Source organism: Sphingobacterium detergens, from assembly GCF_003610355.1.
Lineage (GTDB): Bacteria > Bacteroidota > Bacteroidia > Sphingobacteriales > Sphingobacteriaceae > Sphingobacterium > Sphingobacterium detergens.
The window spans coordinates 1-18,721 of sequence record NZ_RAPY01000002.1 but is presented as its reverse complement, the minus strand read 5'-3'; the positions used below and the strand labels follow the sequence as shown (position 1 = coordinate 18,721).

The following is an 18,721-nucleotide window of genomic DNA, read 5'->3' as shown; positions in this document are numbered from 1 at the left end:
GTATTTAAAAATTAACTCTTAAACCTGCGGTAATGGACTTAAAGGCAGGATAGTTGCCACGGTCCCATCCGTTAACTGAAGCCTCTCCCCAGGATACCTCCGGATCATAACCACTATACTTGGTTATGGTCAAATAATTCTGTGCACTGAGATACACCCGAAGGTTGGACAAATGCCAAGATTGCAATAGGCTCTTGGGAAAAGTATAACCTATGGTCACATCACGCAGACGCAAATAAGAGCCATTTTCTACCCACAGCGAGTTGGCATAGTCACGGATTGCACTGCCACTTTTTTCACTTGGACGATCAAACTGTGCATCTCCTGTACCCCTCCATCGGTTATTGTAGGCTTCATAGGTAGGATTCCAATTGCCATTGAGTGAGATGTTGTACTTACGAAACTCATTGACAATATCATTGCCATAACTTCCGACGATCAAAAAGGAAAAATCAATATTTTTGTAGGTAAAGTGGTTATTAAATCCAAAAGTAAATTTGGGTTCCAAATGACTAATTACCGTCCGATCCTCACTTGCCGAAACAAGGCCCTGACCGTCCCAGTTTTTAAAACGGTAATCTCCTGCGCGCTTATCTGGCTCTCCATTATCTTTCGCCTCCTGATCGGTCTTGTAGGTACCTTCCACGGTAAAACCATACAACTGCATCATGGATTGGCCTACAATGGTTGGAAACCAGTTGCCACCAGTCCCGATTTCCTTGTAGGTAATCGGCTGTCCATACGCGTCGAGTCCGATGTCTAATACTTTGGTACGATTGGCGGATAGATTGAGTGAGGTATTCCAAGTAAATCCCTCCCCTATATTGGGTCGGGCAGAAACCTGAAATTCAAATCCACGATTTTGAACAACACCTATATTTTGCAATACGGAGCTAAAGCCACTTGATCCTGGCAAGGTCACATTGAGCAATAGGTCTTCTGTTCGTTTGTTATAGTAGTCTGCCACAACCTGAATCCTGTTGTCCAAGAATCCCAACTCCAAGCCCAAGTCCATCTGCTTGGTTGATTCCCATTTGAGATTTGGATTAGCCATCGAAGACAGGAAAAAGCCTGTTCCGATCTTACTATCAAATATTACATCCCTTGCACGCACATTGGCCAATGTCTGGTAATTACCTATACCCTGATTCCCGGATTTCCCATAAGATCCGCGGATTTTAAATTGAGAAATCAGCTCCTGGTCCTTTAAGAATTCTTCCTTATGAACATTCCAAGCCAAGGCTGCAGAAGGGAAAAAGGCGAACTTTTGATTAAAGCCAAAACGTGAAGAGCCATCATATCGACCCGTCAATGTCAGAAAATAACGGTCTGCGAAACCATAATTGATCCGCCCAAGATAAGATATCAGTTTGTTGTCTAGATAGTCGCTTGTGGGTTGTGCTTTGACAATAGCGGAGCCAATAGCATTATTTTCAAAGAGATCATTGACAAACCCACTCGCCTCTCTACTGTTGAGATTGTCACTCTTGCTCTTCTGATAGGTAAATCCGGCAACGGCATTGATGCTGTGCTGCCCAACATTCTTTTGATACTCCAATATGTTCTCATTAATTATGGTAACAGAGCTTCCATATTCTTTCCGAGCGACACCAAATATTGGGTTTTTATTTTCATCTGTCCGTTGTCCTAAACTAATATTACCTGGATAATAAATATCATTTTTGGTTGTTCCCTGATCTATTCCAATACTACTTTTCAATTTTAAACCATCCATAATATCCACCGCCAAACTTGCATTTCCAATAATGCGAAGATTATTGGAGGTATTATTCCAATTCTCGGATAATCCAACAGGGTTTGTCTCGCCCCAGGATACCCCCGTAAACTTGGTATAATTTCCATTTTGGTCATAAACCTGCATTGTCGGAGGCAGCACCATACTGGACCAAGGGATCCCACCACCTCCATCGGCACTTTGATATTGTGCTTTATTATATTTCGAATTCTGCAAAGACATTGATGTCGCAAAGGTCACCCGGTCCCAAAGTCGGTGCTCGATATTACCCCGAAAGGATAAACGTTGAAATCCAGAATTTCGGATAATACCATCTTGGTTAAGATAACCAAAAGAAGTGTAATACTTTGTCGCATCATTACCTCCACTAAGGTTAAGGTCATGATTTTGGACCATTGCCGAACGATACACCAAATCTTGCCAATCGGTCCCTTTACCTAGGTTGCGGATCTGTTCGTCAGTCCATGGCAAAGGTTTGTTTTCATTTTTGGTGATATTATTATTTTGGGTTACTTCGTTTTGCAGATTGGCAAAATCCTGTGCATTGAGCACATCAATACGTTTCCGCAAGTTTTGTACACCGAAATAGTTGCTATATCCAATTTGTGTCTTGCCACTTTTTCCCTTTTTTGTGGTAATCATAATAACCCCATTGGCTCCTCGGGAACCATAGATCGCGGTTGAAGAGGCATCTTTCAGTACAGAAATATTTTCGATATCCTCTGGGTTCAACTGTGCCGATAGGCCATCCAAGGGCATACCATCCACTACGTATAAGGGATCATTGCTGGCGGAAAGTGAATTGATACCTCGGATCTGAATTTTCATTGCTTCACCGGGTTGTCCTGAGGCCTGATTGACCCGAACACCAGCGGCTTGCCCCTGTAATGCCTGCGCCACATTGGAAACGGTATTGACCTGTGTAATTTGACTGGATCCTATGCTCGATACGGATCCTGTCAAATCAGACTTTTTGACAGCCCCGTAACCTATGACGACAACTTCACCGATGTCCATATTGGAATTTTGCAGCACAACTTGTATTGTATTCTTACCGTTTGTCGACAGTTCCTGCGTCATGTAACCCACAGAAGAGATTTGCAAGATAGCCTGCGCCGCTCCACTCAGTTTAAATCGGCCACTAGCATCCGTCTGGGTACGATTGCTTGTTCCTTTAATCTGCACAGTAACCCCCGCAATCGGCTTACCGTTGTTGTCCTGTACGACTCCTGTGATTTCATGCTGTACATAGGTATAGACTGGAACCGTCTTTTCTGCTTCGCGGATCACAATCATCTTATCGACGAGCGTCCACTGCAAATTCTTTCCCGCGACAATCATATCCATAGCTTGTTGTAAACTGGCCTCCTCAATACGCGCAGTAATCGGAATATTGGCAATTTGTGCCCCGCGAAAGAAGAAGCGATACCCCTGTTGCTTCTGAATGGATTTCATCACTTTTTTTAAAGTTTCATGTTGCGCGTTTACGGTAATCTTCTGTGCTTTGACACTTGCGAAGGTCTGTAGGACAGCAGCAATACATAGCATAACCGTTAATTTCATATAGAGTAATAATCGGATCGCTGGACGATACATAGCCCGTCCAGTATATGGTTTAAAAAACATATCTTTGTGTGTTTGATTGGTTATTTAATTCACGTTAATAAGTCCAGTGTTATACACTGGTGCAAGCCCGTCAAACAATTTAGCTGAGTGATGTGTCCAGCATCGCTCAGTTGTTTTCTTGGCCTATTCGATTGGTTATTGTATTTCCGAAATGACCTCCTTTCTATAGAATTTCCCCTTATTTTATTGTTATTCCCCTTCAATCATCAGGCGTGTACGGTCGGCTTTCCCCTCCAAGCGTAATTTGACCCCGCTTTTTTGCAATATTTCAACTACTGTTTTTAAACTCTTATTTCGCTCAATTGTTCCGAAAAAAGCAACACGCGGTTCTTTGCCTATGTATTGTATATCGATATCATACCATTTACCCAATTGCTCAAAAGCTTCCTTTGCATCTTCGCCATCAAAATAGAATAACCCATCTTTCCAAGCGATGGCCTGATCCACATCAACTTCTTTGATTTGAAAGGCATTACCATCAAATGAACTTTGTTTCCCTGGTATCAATAAGACTGATTTCGAAGGATATCCTGCTGCGGATACGGCTACTTTACCTTCCAATAAAGTTGTCTTCGTGGTCTTAATATTAGGATAAGCCGTTACATTAAACTTCGTCCCTAAAACCTCCAACAACTGCCCCTTGGTTTTTACTAAAAAAGGGATACGGGTAGGTTTAGCTCCACGAACAGCATTGTTTGATGTGAGTTTGGCGACTTCAAAATAAGCTTCCCCTTCAAGTTCAACCACGCGATTATTTTTATCAAATCGTAGCGGGTAATGCAACTTAGAACCTGAGTTAACCCAGACTTGAGTACCATCGGAAAGGATTATTTTATAAAAATTCTTTACAGGAACCTCCAATGTTAGTGGCGTATTAGCTGCGATCTTTGTATTAGTCAAATCTGTCGTGGCAAGTCTATCACCATTTACATACTGAATTTCCTCCCCCATTTGGATGCCTTGATCGTCTGACTTTAGTGCGATAACAGTACCATCTGGTAAGGTCAAGCGAGCACCGCTTTTTCCCGGTTTTATATCTTCGGTATTTTTATAGGTCAATGTTTGGTCCTGTTTATCCGATTGTCCCTTTTGTACGATGAAGTAAATGGAGAAACAGCAAAGCAAAATCGCCGCAGCCGTATACCACCACAAAGCGGAGACTTTCATAGTTTGCACAGGCTCTTCCATTGCTTGGACTTTCTCCATCACTTTTGTCAGGAGCATCTGATCATCTTGGCTTTTTTTCGTGTTATTGTTCAGACGATGCCAAATCGCTAGATCTTGCTTCCATCCGCTATTTTCTGCGAGTTGCTCAAAGAACACACGATGTTGTGGATCCGAATTGAGCCAAGTCTGCAGCTCATGCTGCTCCAAATCCGTAAGGTCGCCCTGAAAGTGATGAAAAATAAGGTATGCAATATCTCTAGGCACAGTCATAATCGTGGTTTTTATAGATAAACCGGAAACTGAGCAAAACCTTAGTGAATATTTTACTTTTTTTAAAGATGCTGAAAAAGATAGGGGGCTAGGAACAATGCCAATAACATATCATTCCGTCCAAATCGCTGTCTAAGATGACTTAGCACCTTAGATTTGGCGTAAAACACATTATTAGCGGTGGTGTTTAATAATGTACAGATTTCCTCCGTACTGTAACCTTCCAAATAACTCAATCTAAAGATTTGTGCTTGCTGTGTTGGCAGTTTATCCAACTCGGCACATAATAATTGAATAAACTCAGCATAAATCATATCGAATTGTATATTTCGATCGTCTTGTTGGTCTATCCCCTCAAGCCCATGGTAGACAAAGGGCGATGATTTTTCCTTTTCAATATGGTTCAGACAGGCATTCTTCGTGGTTTTAAACAGGAAATATTGAATATGGCTCAGATCAGTCATCCGTGCACGATGCTGCCAAAGTTTAAAGAAACTATCAGCAACAATTTCTTCACATACGGTTTCATCTCGAATAAATTTGTAGGCGAAAAACAATAGGGATGACCTATTTTGCTGAATGCAAAATTCTAGCACCCGCTGGTTTCCAGCCTTAAAGTCTTCAAAATAATTGTAATCCATTTGAGCTAATCAATAAAGCAATTTATCATAGTAAGACGATTGAAATAAGGTATTTTCCTGTTAAAAATGCTACTTTTTTATCTTTTTTAAAACATCCAAGTATTTTTTCTTTACACCATTATCTTCCTCCAACTCACAAAGGAGTTCCACTTCGGGGATTAAAAAATCATTTTGAACAGTTTTTAACTTGATTATTTCGGCTAGGGCATAGGCCGTAGCCCAACGAACAACCGTTCCACTATTACGCGTATTTTTCAATAAACTAGCGACAGTATTATCCAATTGATCTGGGAAAAGCCGAATGATATTACCGATGATTTTAGCACTTTCCCATTTTATTCTCGGTTCACTGCCCCCTAATACATTTGTCAAGTATTTCAATAGTGCGCTGTTACCGATTCCCGGGTTATTTTTCGTCGCATATTCAATAGCTTCTAGACAAGTCGCTTTGTCAACAGCATTTTGTTGATCTGCATATTCCAATAGCAATTGGAGGGATAGACCACCATCGAGCAAACCTGCTCCAAGAATTGCCACCTTACTTTTTAATTTTATCGATTTGTCTTGAAAAATCTCTTCTATTTCCATCTGTAGATAAATTGCTTATTATTTTAAGAGAGGCAAATAAAATCATGCTGAAAATAAAGATAAAAATAAAAGTCGTTTGCTTTTTACAAACGACTTTCTTCAGGTCTTAATTTTAAAATAATTAAGAGAAAACAATAGATCAGGAACAAATTTCTCCCTAACTCCATTTCTGGAATTTGCATACATCCGAAGCTTTGATAATGATTCCATATTTTTAGTATCTTACTCTCTTATTGACGGTTGAATGTTCAAAATGTCCCGTAAAAAGTGATAAAAAGATATTGTTATTCATTTTTTAAGTTATTTTCACTTTTTCAGGGACAATCTCGACTTCCAATCGTCTTTCTATATAGAAATCCGGTATCCAGTCGAATACGGTGATCTGAAAAAGAATAGACCTAAGTTTGAAGAAATTAAATGTATACCAAATAAATTATGAACAAAACACTATTTTTCATCGCGCTATGTCTTGGTCTAGCCACCCTAGGTCAGGCACAGGTACAACAACCCGGGAACAAGCCGAATCAAGCCCAGAAAGAAATGATCAAACGTGGCTATGGCATGTTTATGCATTTTGGCGTCAACACCTTTACTGATATGGAATGGTCAGATGGAAGCATTCCCGTAGAAAAATATAACCCAACACAGCTCGATCCGGATCAATGGGTACGTACAGCTCGGGATGCGGGATTCCGTTATGTCCTATTAATTACAAAACATCATGACGGTTTCTGTTTATGGGATAGTAAATACACTGATTATGATGTCGCCGCCTCACCGGTGAAAACAGATGTGGTCAAGGCTGTATCCGATGCCTGTAAAAAATATGGTCTGGATTTCGCAATCTATTATTCCCTGTGGGATCGCAAAGAACCATCTTACAAAGACAAAGATCCCCAAAAGTATATTGATTATATGAAAAACCAGCTGACAGAACTCTTTACCAAATATGGCAACATTAGTGAACTATGGTTGGATGGTGGTTGGGATCGTCAACCTGATAATTGGGGGCTAGACCAACTGTACAAGCTGGTAAAATCCTATAGTCCGAACTGCGCCATCAGCGTTAACCATACGATCGTTTATAAAGAAGGTGAACGAAATGCCGCCTTACCATCAACTATGACCGAGGATAATAAATATTATTTTCAATATTTTCCCTCCGATTTCCGTCTTTGGGATCCTAAGTTGATCACCCGTTATGACAAAAAACAATATCTGCATAAGGGCCAGTCCTATTATCTCCCTTATGAGCATACGATCTGTTTGAGCAGTCGCTGGAACTGGTTTCAAAAATCGACAGAATTGCCGATCCGGTCGGTCGACGAACTGGAAGAACTGTTCTACTGGAGTACAGATAATGACAACTGCCTAGTCGTCAATGTCCCTCCTGATCAAACGGGTCGTATCCGCGAATATGAAGCGAATGCCGTTATTGAATTAGGAAAACGACTGGGGCTAAAAAAAGGACAACCCTTGCCTAAAAACGGTCAGTTTGTTTCGGCAAAAGCACCCGTGACCGCAAGCTCAACCGCACAGGATACAAAAGTGAACTACGCCGCTTCAAATATTACTGATGGAAGCCTAGAAAGCCGCTGGATGGCCAGCGATACAATAGCAACAGTTGACATTCAATTGGATCCTAAGAAAAAATTTAACAAAATCAGCATCTTTGAATATCAGGATACCAAAAATCTAGGGGATGGGTTTTCCAATATCAGAATCAATAGAATTCAGGAGTATAAAATACAAGTTTTTAATAAGGGCAACTGGGAGACAATTTATTTGGGTGCTGAATCTATGGGCGATTGTAAGGTCATTCGGTTACCGAGAGCTTATCAAACAGAAAAGCTACGATTGAATATCACAAAAGCAAGCGGCTTACCGTCCATTTATGAGATTAATGTTATTGACAAATAACGGAATAGTCAACTAACTTATTGTGATGTATTCAAATAAGGAAAATGACGCTATTTTCGATAATTAAGATTGGGAGGGCGTAATAAAAAAGAACCAGATTCACGATGAGTCTGGTTCTTTCTAATACAGTTTGTTAATCGTTTATTTTGCTTGACCTTTTCGCTCCGCCGCCGCTTTCAGCAATATCTCTTTACTTATCGCAGGAACCTCACCATTTCCGTCTGGGCCTATATTCAACAATAAATTTCCGCCCTGTGTATTAATCTCCACCAACTTTTTGTTTACTTCCTCCGGGCTCTTCCAGGCACTGTCCGATCGTTTGAATCCCCATGAGTTATTCAAGGTATAACAAGCCTCCCAATCATAATCTACTTTCGCACTGAGGTGCTCTTGCTCTGGTGTACCAAAGTCACGTTTGAATTGCTCACGTTTGGCTACGCGATTATTGATAATAAGAGATGGCTTTAACTCACGTAAATATTGGTAGAGTTCCTGTCCAGCAGCCATATCCCACCAATTAACCCAATCACCATCAAACCAGAGCATATCAGTATCGTACTTGACAATCAATTCTTTCAACTGATTTTTCATATACTGTATATAAACAGCCCTCTGATCTGGTTTCATCGCGACCTGTCCCCATTTGTCCCAACCGTTTTTTCCATCGCTATTACGATACTGTGAATCGTGGTGCCAGTCTATAATACTATAATAAGTACCAAATCGGATTCCTTTTTTCTTACAGGCAGTAGCCAATTCCTGTATGAGATCCCGCCCCTTCATTGGTGTTGAAGCAATATCATAATCTGTATATTTTGAATCCCATAAGCAAAACCCTTCATGGTGTTTGGTCGTAACTACCAGATATTTCATACCTGCATCTTTGGCTAACTGGACGATTTGATCCGCATTAAAATGCGACGGGTTCCAGCTATGGATCAACTGGGCATATTCTTCCTTAGGAATATCTGCCCCTGCCTGAATCCATTCGGCATAGCCTTCAATTGGCTTTCCCCTATAGTCTCCACCCAATTGGCTATAGAGTCCAAAATGGATAAACATTCCATATTTGGCTTCTCTAAACCATTGCATATGTTTGTCAAAGTCTGCTTTGGATTGGTTTAAATAATTGATTTGAGCTTGTACCTTACTATTAAACAGCAAGGCAATAAGAGCGAGTGCAAGACCTGTTAATTTTTTCATTATTTCGTAATTTATAATTGGTTACACGAATTGTCAAAGCAAATATAAGGCTAGCGGGTTTCCCTTTTTAACCAAAGAAAATACCTGATCAATTCACGAATAATAATCAGCATGAAGTATTCCATACTTTATCTAAATATCGCAAATCTGTTTGGAAAGATTTATATTTACGTAAAAAGTTTTAAAAGATTTACAAAACTATAAACCAATAATTATGAGCTTAAAAACATTAATCACCAAAAGCGTACAGTACAACAACTGGGTAGTCAACAAGTATCTAGATTGGTTAGGTACCAAGTCAGATGAGCAACTCAATCAAGAAGTCCCATCGAGCTTTCCGACGATCTTAAAAACATTGAACCATATATGGCAGACGCAGGAGTATTGGTGGAGTCATATCTCAGAATGTAATGACTTTGATTTCGAAAAAACATTCAGTACAAAAGAGGATATTTTCAAGGCCATCAAAGACAGTTCACAGAAACTCCAGGATTATGTAGAAGGCCTATCGGAGCAGGATCTAGAAAAAAATGTGAAAGTCGAATCGCCTTGGTTCCAGTGCGATTTTTCAAAATATGAATATATTCAGCATCTAATCATCCATGGTACCTACCATCGTGGGCAGATCGTCACAATCGGTCGGAATATCGGTATAACAGATGCTCCAATGACGGATTATAATTTTTGGAATATCTATAAAGATCAAAAATAATAAATCAGATCGTGCAAATGGAAAAAATGACCAGTAAGGTTCGTGTAAGGGAAATCCTGGAGCAGGCTAAACAAAGTTGGGAACAGCAGGGACAGGATGCGCTCCTTGTAGTCATATATGAAGGTTTATTGAAAAAGAAGGTTAGCTTTCCTCTTTTGGAATTCGCAGCAAAGGAAATGGCATTATGGATACCCGAGGATGAACAACTATACGTTATGGATATACTGGTCGCAACCAAAGAAATGGGAAGTTATGTATTGGCGGGTATGATGCTACAACTGCGCCTACCTTTATATCTTGAAGAGTCGATCCAAAGAGCATGCGCTTATATTGTAGGCGGAGACCAATGGTATGTCTGCGATATCGTAGGTGAGCGTGTACTTGGTCATGCCCTCCTTACCTATCCAGAAAAAACAATCCCTTTGTTGAAACACCTGGCCCAATATTCCGACAAGTGGATTGTCCGTACGATCGGTGTAGCGACACATTATGCGGTAAAGAAAGGCCTTTCACCAAAATTTACGGAAATAATGTTCAGGCTTTTGCTTTCGCTATCCGATGCTACAGATTTCCACATCAAAAAGGGAATCGGTTGGGGAGCTAAAACGATCGCAAAATTCCATCCGACAATTATAGAACGCTACCGAAAACAGATTGAATTGCCGGAGATCAGGCAATGGTTCAGGACGAAAATTACCATCGGTCTCAATCGGAACAAAGTAGCAACATCACTATAGATAACGCCGAGAAAGTCTCACAGATAGGCAAACACATACAGATACCATAAAGAGCTACTACGCTTATTTTTGAAAAAAGCTCGCAAAAGGTAAGATGGGTCTCCCTCGAAACTGCCTCGCTATTGGGAATCGAAGGTTTAGAACGAGACAGTAAGCGGAATAATGATTTTATTAGTAATACTGTTGGAAAACTAAAACAGCATCCTAAGGAGTAGAATATTTGAAATGCCCTCGGGAGGATATGTACCAAATTATAAAAGAATAGGGCTACTGAGGATTCAGCTAGCCCTATTCTTTTATAACCTGCAGCAATATGTGCGGCTAGTCTTTCTTCATGGTTCCTTTTTCTCTTAAGTTGATATGCCAACTGAATGCTTCCTCCAATAAATGTGGCGTATGCCCTCCCCTTTCACAGGCACGATTGTAATAATCCAATAGTTGCGCTTTGAAGTCAGGGTGTACACAATTTTCAATAATAACTTTTGCGCGTTCCCTCGGCGCCAAACCACGTAAATCGGCCAAACCATAATCTGTCACTAAAATATCAACATCATGCTCTGTATGATCCACATGGGACACCATTGGAACGATATGGGAAATGACATCGCCCTTAGAAGCCGCTTGCGTGACGAAGATGCTTAAGTAAGCATTTCGCGCGAAATCTCCTGATCCACCAATACCATTCATAATATTGGTACCCGAAGTATGTGTCGAATTTACATTCCCATAAATATCAAATTCAATTGCTGTATTGATCGCAATAATACCCAAGCGCTTGATTAAGCCCGGTGTATTTGAAATATTCTGAGGACGGAGTACAATCTTGTCACGGTATTTGTCCAAATGATCAAATACGCGTGAGTAACATTCCTCTGATACGGTAATGGAAGAAGCTGACGCAAAATCCAGCTTACCAGCATCGATTAAATCAAATGTACTATCTTGCAATACCTCAGAAAACATTGTTAAATTATGGAATTTACTATGTATAAAGCCTGTAAGTACTGCATTGGCTACTTTTCCGATCCCAGCCTGCAATGGCATCAAGCTTTCGGATAGATGTCCCAATTCAACTTCATTTTCAAAAAACGCCAATATATGTTTCGCTATTGCTGTTGTTTTGGCGTCTGGCTCAGCAATATCTGCTGGACTGTCAAGCTCATTGGTAAATACGATACCCACGATCTTGCTGGGATCCAATGGAATTGTTTTTCGACCGATTTTATTTTCGGGCGCTACAATAGGAATTACATTACGACGTGGATAATCTTCTGCCTGATAAATATCATGTATCCCTTTAATCGTGGTCGGTATAGCGGTATTGACTTCCAAAATAACCTGTTTAGCCAATGCGGCAAAAGTAGCGGAGTTACCGACCGAAGTCGTTGGAACGATACTACCATCGGATTCGATCGCGGCAACTTCCAAAACGGCAATATCGACCTGTGGCAGATTTTTATTGTGTAACAGCTCTGCAGTCTCACTTAAATGCTGATCTATAAAAAGAACATCTCCAGCATTGATCTTATTGCGAAGGGTACGATCCACTTGAAAAGGCATGCGTTTGGATAGCGCTCCGGCTTCTGCCAGTTTTCCGTCTGTACCATGACCTAAAGAAGCCCCTGTAATCAACGTTATTTTCAAAGGATCTTCTTTGGCCCGATCTGCCAATGCTGGTAATACGACTTTACTATCGCCTGCCTTTGTAAAACCACTCGACCCGACGACCATACCATCCTGAAATAATTTCGCAGCTTCGACAGCTGTAATAACCTTATCGTGTAAGCTCTGAATTTTTATCCTTTCGTAAGCCATATCCTTATAATTTTATTTTGTATGCTATTCATGTAAACTTAAGAAATTGAAACCTATTTATATCCGCTATTTTAAAAGATATTAAACGTCAGTGAACATTTCTTAAACAAACAATTTTAACGTTTTTTTATACAGTGAATTTATTACCATTCGACACAAAATTATTCAATGGAGACGAAACAACCGTAATACACTGCTGTTCAGTGAAATAAATAAAAATATATTTCCAGTTATTTTTATAAAAACAGAAATATAATTCATATCAACCTAGCTTTCAACGAATTAAAAAAAATCAATTTAAAACCAAGTAAGTAAATACTAACTCTCTAGCTATTTAATTGCAATTTTATTGTAAGCATACACTCACTTTAACAGTAAGAAGGTCAGGTCTAGTAAAAAAGTCTTACCTTTGCAGCGTAGTTTTATAGGAAAAAATGAACATAAAAGATACAACGAGCGATTCAAAATATGTCAACCGCTACTATATGACGGAGGTTGATTCATTTCAAGATAGCATCTATTGCCATCACGCCATCATAGCTGAAAATCATATCACTGAGCATTGTCATGAAAAGGATCAATTTTTATATACAGAGGGTGGAGTCGTCTTTATAAAAACAGATGAAAAATCATATTTTCTGCCGGCCCGACATTATCTATGGATTCCCGCTGGTGTAAAGCATAGTATTCATCCAAGTACTCCTGAGGTAGTGATGCGTAATCTCTATTTTCCAAAAACGAATAATGATACCGCATTCTACAGCAAAATGGGCATCTACCCAGTAAACGATCTACTGATTGAATTGATCATGTTTACCAATCGTTGGAATGGTAATATATTCCCTGTTGAAGAACCTAAATATAGCTTAGCTACGGCATTTAAACTTATTCTCCCTGAATTATCGCTACACGAACTTCCCTTGGCATTGCCTTATCCAAGCCATCCAAAATTAAAAGATATCGTTACTTATCTGGAAGAGAATATCGAAGAAAATGTAAGCTTCAAAAAACTTGCAAGCCTCTTTAATATCAGCGAACGTACATTGGCGAGACTCTTTCAGAAGGAATTGAATATGTCATTTATCCAATACTATACCATCCTGAGAATGTTGACTGCACTCAAGTTGTTATTGGATGAAAAACTAAGTGTCAATGAAGTGGCTTTGAAAGTTGGATATAACAGCTTGCCCACATTTAGTAATACATTTAATAAAGTCGTAGGTATTCGCCCCAGTGAGTATGTCAAACAAAAAGAATTGCTTATTTAAAAATGTTTCCCTAATTTAGGTCAATAAACCTAATTCAGGATGAAATTCAAACATATTATCTATGGTGCTGGAATTTTATTACTCAGCACTTCCGTATTTGGCAATTCTCAAGACAAAAAACCCAAACCCATTCAATTGTTCAATGGGAAAGATTTAAAAAACTGGACCCCAAAAATCCGAAACCACAAGGTTGGAGATAACTATAAAAACACATTCCGTGTCGAAGATGGTTTATTGAAAGTCAGATACGATGGTTACGATAACTTCAATTTTCAATACGGCCATTTGTTCTTTAATAAAGAATTTTCAGCTTATTTATTACGTGTCACCTATCGTTTTGTAGGCGAACAGGCACCAGGTGGTGAAGGTTGGGCTTGGCGCAATAGCGGTGCCATGTTGCATGGACAGGATCCAAAAACAATGGGTGTAGATCAAGATTTCCCAATATCCATCGAAGGACAACTCCTAGGTGGCAATGGTAAGGACGAACGTACAACGAGCAATCTCTGTACACCAGGAACAAATGTTGTCATCGATAACAAATTATTTACTCCACATTGTATCAGCTCTACATCCAAAACCTATGCTGGTGACCAATGGGTAACAGCAGATTTTCTGGTATTGGGAGATTCACTTGTACAACATATCCTTGAGGACAAAGTGGTAATGCAATACACTAAACCTCAAATCGGTGGCGGCAATGTTACAGCCTTTGATCCTGCTGTAAAAAAAGATGGCCAACTATTGAAGAAAGGGAGTATTTCGCTGCAGAGTGAAAGTCATCCGATCGACTTCAAAAAAGTGGAGCTATATGACCTGGAACCTTATATGAAAGATCCCAATAAGTTGAAAAAAGTCATTGCAGAGTTATTGCCTAATTTAAAGCAATAATCATCTATCACTAATAAAATAAAAAAAGCATCACTATTGATGCTTTTTTTATTACTATTCGCTTGGAAAGAGAAATCCAAAGTATATAACATAAAGAAAAGGGATACAGCGAGCTGTACCCCTCAATATCTATACAGAAAGCTTACGCTAAACCGTTAACGAATTTAGTTAACTTAGATTTGTTGTTAGAAGCTTTTTTCTTGTGGATCACATTTTTCTTTGCCAAACGATCAAGCATAGAAATTACGCGTGGTAACAATGTTTTTGCTTCTTCTGCAGAAGTTGTATGACGTAATTTTTTGATTGCGTTACGCGTTGTTTTTGCTTGGTAACGGTTTCTTAAACGTTTAGTAGCGTTTGCTCTAATTCTTTTGATCGCTGATTTATGATTTGCCATTTTTTTTAGCTAATTTTTATTCAATTTTTTCTTGTAATTCGGACTGCAAAAATAACACCTTATTTTCAATATTCAAAATCTATTTTGTTTTTTAGGTTTAGTATATTTGCGACATGCAAAAATTATCGATGGATGAACTTCAACGTACAGATGTTGAATCGTTTAAAAAACAAGAAAAAACGCCTATCGCAATCGTTTTGGACAATGTTCGCAGTATGCACAATGTCGGCTCGGCCTTCCGTACCGCAGACGGATTTGCTATTGAAAAAATATATTTATGTGGCATTACCGGCACCCCTCCACATCGGGAAATCGAAAAAACAGCTTTAGGTGCTACACAATCCGTCTCTTGGGAATACCATAAAGATACTACTGACGTCGTAGATCAGCTAAAAGCAGAAGGTTATACCATCATTGCCGTTGAACAAGCAGATGATAGTGTCATGTTACATCAATTTGAGCCAAAGTCGGATAAAAAGTATGCATTAATTTTTGGAAATGAGGTCAATGGTGTTGATGAAGAAGTCATGGAAAAAATCGATACTTGTATCGAAATTCCCCAATATGGCACCAAGCATTCACTTAACGTATCTGTCGCAATTGGCATTATCCTTTGGGATTTTATCCAAAAACGCAATCTGAACTAAAAATTTATCAATAAAGGTCATATTCCTATCCACATTGCTTCCATTTTAGAAAGCAAAATAGTAGATTTGTGTGCAAAATTTAAAGAAGAAATGAGTGTATTAGTTAATAAAGATTCAAAAGTAATCGTTCAAGGTTTCACTGGAAACGAAGGTACTTACCATGCGACTCAAATGATTGAGTACGGAACAAATGTAGTTGGTGGTGTGACTCCTGGTAAAGGTGGTCAACAACACTTAGACCGTCCTGTATTCAACACTGTTCAAGATGCAGTAGACGCTACAGGAGCTAATGTTTCTATTATCTTCGTACCTCCAGCATTTGCTGCAGATGCAATCATGGAAGCTGCCGCTGCTGGTATCGAAGTGATTGTATGTATTACTGAGGGTATCCCTACAAAAGACATGATCCAGGTAAAATCTTACCTAAGCGACAAAAAATCTCGTTTGATCGGTCCTAACTGCCCTGGTATCATCACTGCAGGTGAAGCTAAAATCGGTATTATGCCAGGATTTATCTTCAAAAAAGGTAACGTAGGTGTCGTTTCTAAATCAGGAACTTTAACTTATGAAGCAGTAGATCAAACTGTAAAAGCTGGATTAGGAATCACAACAGCTATCGGAATCGGTGGTGACCCTATCATCGGTACAACAACTAAAGAAGCTGTTGAATTATTAATGAACGACCCAGAAACTGAAGCTATCATCATGATCGGTGAGATCGGTGGTGGAATGGAAGCTGAAGCTGCACGTTGGATCAAAGAACACGGTACTAAACCTGTTGTAGGATTTATCGCTGGTCAAACAGCGCCTCCGGGACGTCGTATGGGCCATGCTGGTGCAATCGTTGGTGGTGCTGATGATACTGCTGCTGCAAAAATGAAAATCATGCGTGAGTGTGGTATCCGTGTAGTTGAATCTCCAGCTGAAATCGGAAAAGCAATCGCAGAAGAATTGGCTAAATAACTAGGCAATCAAGCATATAAAAATAAAGGGGATCAAATTGATCCCCTTTATTTTTATATCTGCTTTTCTATATTATATCCAAAATGATATTACATGCTGGGCATCGGTTCATCTGCCGAAGGCCCATATAAACCGGGTACCGGAATGCCAAGTAACCGCAAATATACAGTCAGTTGTCCACGGTGGTGGACAATATGGTTGTTAACAATAAAACGTATCGCGCCAGCGCGTGGTAGCCGTGCTATTTCATAATCTCCAGATTTTAATACCCAGTCCTTAAACCAGTCTTCTTCCGCTATATTTTCTATGGTAGTCTTGTTGGTTTCCAACCCTTCGGAAAGAATCAATTTCAGTTCTTCTACCGAAGATACTTTCAGTGGATGATAATCTACCTTAAAATCAAATGCATCCTTTGGTATCGCTTTGGACACCCAACTATGCAACTCCACAACATGGGCCGCGAGCTCTCCTAGACTCATCGATTTTTCATGCGGGCGCCAATCCAGTTTTTCATCTGGTATCCGATCCAAAATACGCTTGGTGTTTTTTGTTTCGTGATCCAATTCGATCAAATAGCTTTTTTTGATACTCATATAAATATATTATTTCATTAATTGAAAATCCTTCAATACAGTGACCTCATAAGGAGACTCCACCGCTTGATGTGCGGCCTCCCTTGCTATCTGCCCTTCAATATAGGTCACTTTAAGTGGCAAAAATGCATTACTGACAACACTTTCTTTAAATAGTGCCTCATACCAGGCACAGGCTGCGACAAAACGTCCATAATCCAGATTAAGATGATAACCATCCCGTGTGAATTGATCGCCTAAATAGCTTGACCGTGCATTTTGTATAGCTGTACCCGAGGGCACCAATACATCAAAATTACCCCAATTAAAAACTTCCTGAGAAGTGTTTACAATAGCCGTGTACATCGTATTCTGATTACGGTTATAGCGGACAAAGCCTTCATGGGGCGAACCATTTTGATAAGCCCATGTTTGATGCAAGATATATTTTGTCTCGGGATAGCTTACATGCTTTGTGACATAATCATACAAAAGTGGTAAATCCTTGGCATAGGAATCGTAATCTCCCGACAGAGGGCTCGCCTGCTGGAAACTGATGTAATCCCAAGCTTCATCCACCAAAGCCTCAGAAAGTCGTTGGTTTGCTCGTTCTGACATCCGACCGTCCAGATTGATCTTCCGGTAGCGATAAGCCGGTTTATCTCCTTTCGCATTACTTACATGTAAGCTTAATGGGGCGCCACCAATATAAAGATTACCGACAACGATCTTTTTCTTACCCGCTTTGGCTAATTCATAAAGATTCTGCTCAATCGCATCCTCCGAAAAGCTATTCCCAATAGCCAATATACGCAAAACACCGTCATCCAATGACTGTGCCTGCGCTTTTAGACTATTGCCGATAAGGAAAAATACAAGTAAAATACTGAGTAAGGATATCTGTTTAACTTTCATCATATATACATTGCTGTAATGACTAAATTAGCTAATATCTCGTAGAATTGCTAATCGTATAAAGGGAAAAACAGTAAAGTCTGTAGCGCATGAAACTTTTACCGAAACTTCCGCTGCAAACCATTGATTGCTGGAAAGTATATAAACGAAAGTATTACGCAGCACCTTCGATCATGGCCATGCAGATTTCTACCGGATAGTACGGTTGCGGAACATCTGTATAGCTTTTAAGAGCCCTATCTCTGTGTAGCTTTCGGGAGCGGAGCCATTGTTCGTTGGAAAATATCTAAATGGATACCTTTTGAAAAGTCACTAAACGAAAGTATAATGCAGCACCTTAGATCATAGTTATATAGGTTTGTACTAGATAGTACTATTCCTGAGCTGAGTCTTTTGTGTGGCTTTTGGGAGTGGATTCCAGTGTGGCTTTTGGGCCAGAGCCATACAGCTTTGTACCAGATAATAGGGTTGCGGAACATCTGTGCCGCTTTTCCGAGTGTCACCCCGGTGGACTTTATCGCGGTGCCATTGTCCTTCTGGAACCTTTTGGGAAGTATGTAAACGAAAGAAGCCCTTGACTGTTTCCAGCAAGGGCTTCCGTGTAAAAAAAGGCACCGACCTACTCTCCCACCT

At 39.8% G+C, this 18,721-nt stretch carries 17 protein-coding genes; 7 read left to right on the top strand and 10 right to left on the bottom strand.

The window, feature by feature from the left end; all coding sequences use genetic code 11:
- Nucleotides 1–4 precede the first annotated feature (4 nt).
- The 4 genes from DFQ12_RS12140 to DFQ12_RS12125 form a co-directional block, all read right to left on the bottom strand.
- Nucleotides 5–3,382: a SusC/RagA family TonB-linked outer membrane protein gene (locus DFQ12_RS12140; RefSeq protein ID WP_120259340.1), complete on the bottom strand. Its 3,378-nt coding sequence runs from the start codon at nt 3,380–3,382 to the stop codon at nt 5–7.
- Between the two features lie 189 nt (nt 3,383–3,571).
- A complete protein-coding gene (locus tag DFQ12_RS12135) occupies nt 3,572–4,819 on the bottom strand; it encodes a FecR family protein (RefSeq protein WP_120259339.1) in 1,248 nt (415 codons plus the stop codon).
- A 62-nt stretch (nt 4,820–4,881) separates the two neighbouring features.
- Nucleotides 4,882–5,460: an RNA polymerase sigma factor gene (locus DFQ12_RS12130; RefSeq protein WP_120259338.1), complete on the bottom strand. Its 579-nt coding sequence runs from the start codon at nt 5,458–5,460 to the stop codon at nt 4,882–4,884.
- 69 nt (nt 5,461–5,529) lie between these two features.
- On the bottom strand, nt 5,530–6,048 hold the full coding sequence (locus DFQ12_RS12125; protein WP_120259337.1) for a hypothetical protein: 519 nt from the start codon (nt 6,046–6,048) through the stop codon (nt 5,530–5,532).
- 435 nt (nt 6,049–6,483) lie between these two features.
- On the opposite strand from DFQ12_RS12125, the gene DFQ12_RS12120 reads away from it, so the two are divergent.
- Entirely contained in the window at nt 6,484–7,968 is a 1,485-nt protein-coding gene (locus DFQ12_RS12120; RefSeq protein WP_120259336.1) for an alpha-L-fucosidase, read from the top strand.
- Nucleotides 7,969–8,109: 141 nt separating this feature from the next.
- Here DFQ12_RS12120 and DFQ12_RS12115 read toward each other — a convergent pair whose 3' ends face one another.
- Nucleotides 8,110–9,171, bottom strand: a complete 1,062-nt coding sequence (locus DFQ12_RS12115) for an alpha-L-fucosidase (protein WP_120259335.1) — start codon at nt 9,169–9,171, stop codon at nt 8,110–8,112.
- 214 nt (nt 9,172–9,385) lie between these two features.
- On the opposite strand from DFQ12_RS12115, the gene DFQ12_RS12110 reads away from it, so the two are divergent.
- Together DFQ12_RS12110 and DFQ12_RS12105 are read left to right on the top strand one after the other, a co-directional pair.
- On the top strand, nt 9,386–9,883 hold the full coding sequence (locus tag DFQ12_RS12110; protein ID WP_120259334.1) for a DinB family protein: 498 nt from the start codon (nt 9,386–9,388) through the stop codon (nt 9,881–9,883).
- Between the two features lie 17 nt (nt 9,884–9,900).
- Nucleotides 9,901–10,620 carry a DNA alkylation repair protein gene (locus tag DFQ12_RS12105; protein WP_208642543.1) on the top strand — a complete coding sequence of 240 codons (720 nt, stop codon included), beginning with the start codon at nt 9,901–9,903 and terminating at the stop codon, nt 10,618–10,620.
- A 321-nt stretch (nt 10,621–10,941) separates the two neighbouring features.
- On the opposite strand, the gene DFQ12_RS12100 is transcribed toward DFQ12_RS12105, so the two are convergent.
- Nucleotides 10,942–12,435, bottom strand: coding sequence for a succinate CoA transferase (locus tag DFQ12_RS12100; protein WP_120259333.1), 1,494 nt, complete (start codon nt 12,433–12,435; stop codon nt 10,942–10,944).
- Nucleotides 12,436–12,869: 434 nt separating this feature from the next.
- On the opposite strand from DFQ12_RS12100, the gene DFQ12_RS12095 reads away from it, so the two are divergent.
- Nucleotides 12,870–13,703, top strand: coding sequence for an AraC family transcriptional regulator (locus tag DFQ12_RS12095; protein WP_120259332.1), 834 nt, complete (start codon nt 12,870–12,872; stop codon nt 13,701–13,703).
- A 39-nt stretch (nt 13,704–13,742) separates the two neighbouring features.
- Complete coding sequence (locus DFQ12_RS12090; RefSeq protein ID WP_120259331.1) at nt 13,743–14,594, top strand: 3-keto-disaccharide hydrolase; 852 nt, start codon at nt 13,743–13,745, stop codon at nt 14,592–14,594.
- 142 nt (nt 14,595–14,736) lie between these two features.
- Here DFQ12_RS12090 and rpsT read toward each other — a convergent pair whose 3' ends face one another.
- Nucleotides 14,737–14,991: a 30S ribosomal protein S20 gene (gene rpsT, locus DFQ12_RS12085; protein WP_046671646.1), complete on the bottom strand. Its 255-nt coding sequence runs from the start codon at nt 14,989–14,991 to the stop codon at nt 14,737–14,739.
- Between the two features lie 113 nt (nt 14,992–15,104).
- On the opposite strand from rpsT, the gene DFQ12_RS12080 reads away from it, so the two are divergent.
- Both DFQ12_RS12080 and sucD read left to right on the top strand, forming a co-directional pair.
- A complete protein-coding gene (locus DFQ12_RS12080) occupies nt 15,105–15,638 on the top strand; it encodes an RNA methyltransferase (protein WP_120259330.1) in 534 nt (177 codons plus the stop codon).
- 90 nt (nt 15,639–15,728) lie between these two features.
- Nucleotides 15,729–16,601, top strand: coding sequence for a succinate--CoA ligase subunit alpha (gene sucD / locus DFQ12_RS12075; RefSeq protein WP_077438675.1), 873 nt, complete (start codon nt 15,729–15,731; stop codon nt 16,599–16,601).
- 89 nt (nt 16,602–16,690) lie between these two features.
- Here the strand turns inward: sucD and DFQ12_RS12070 are convergent, their stop codons facing one another.
- The 3 genes from DFQ12_RS12070 to DFQ12_RS28290 form a co-directional block, all read right to left on the bottom strand.
- The gene (locus tag DFQ12_RS12070) at nt 16,691–17,194 is read right to left on the bottom strand and encodes a DinB family protein (RefSeq protein WP_120259329.1); all 504 of its coding nucleotides are present in this window, start codon (nt 17,192–17,194) and stop codon (nt 16,691–16,693) included.
- Between the two features lie 9 nt (nt 17,195–17,203).
- On the bottom strand, nt 17,204–18,091 hold the full coding sequence (locus DFQ12_RS12065; RefSeq protein WP_244211733.1) for a DUF4886 domain-containing protein: 888 nt from the start codon (nt 18,089–18,091) through the stop codon (nt 17,204–17,206).
- Between the two features lie 360 nt (nt 18,092–18,451).
- A partial coding sequence (locus DFQ12_RS28290; protein WP_208642542.1) for a hypothetical protein occupies nt 18,452–18,721 on the bottom strand: 270 nt, incomplete at its 5' end.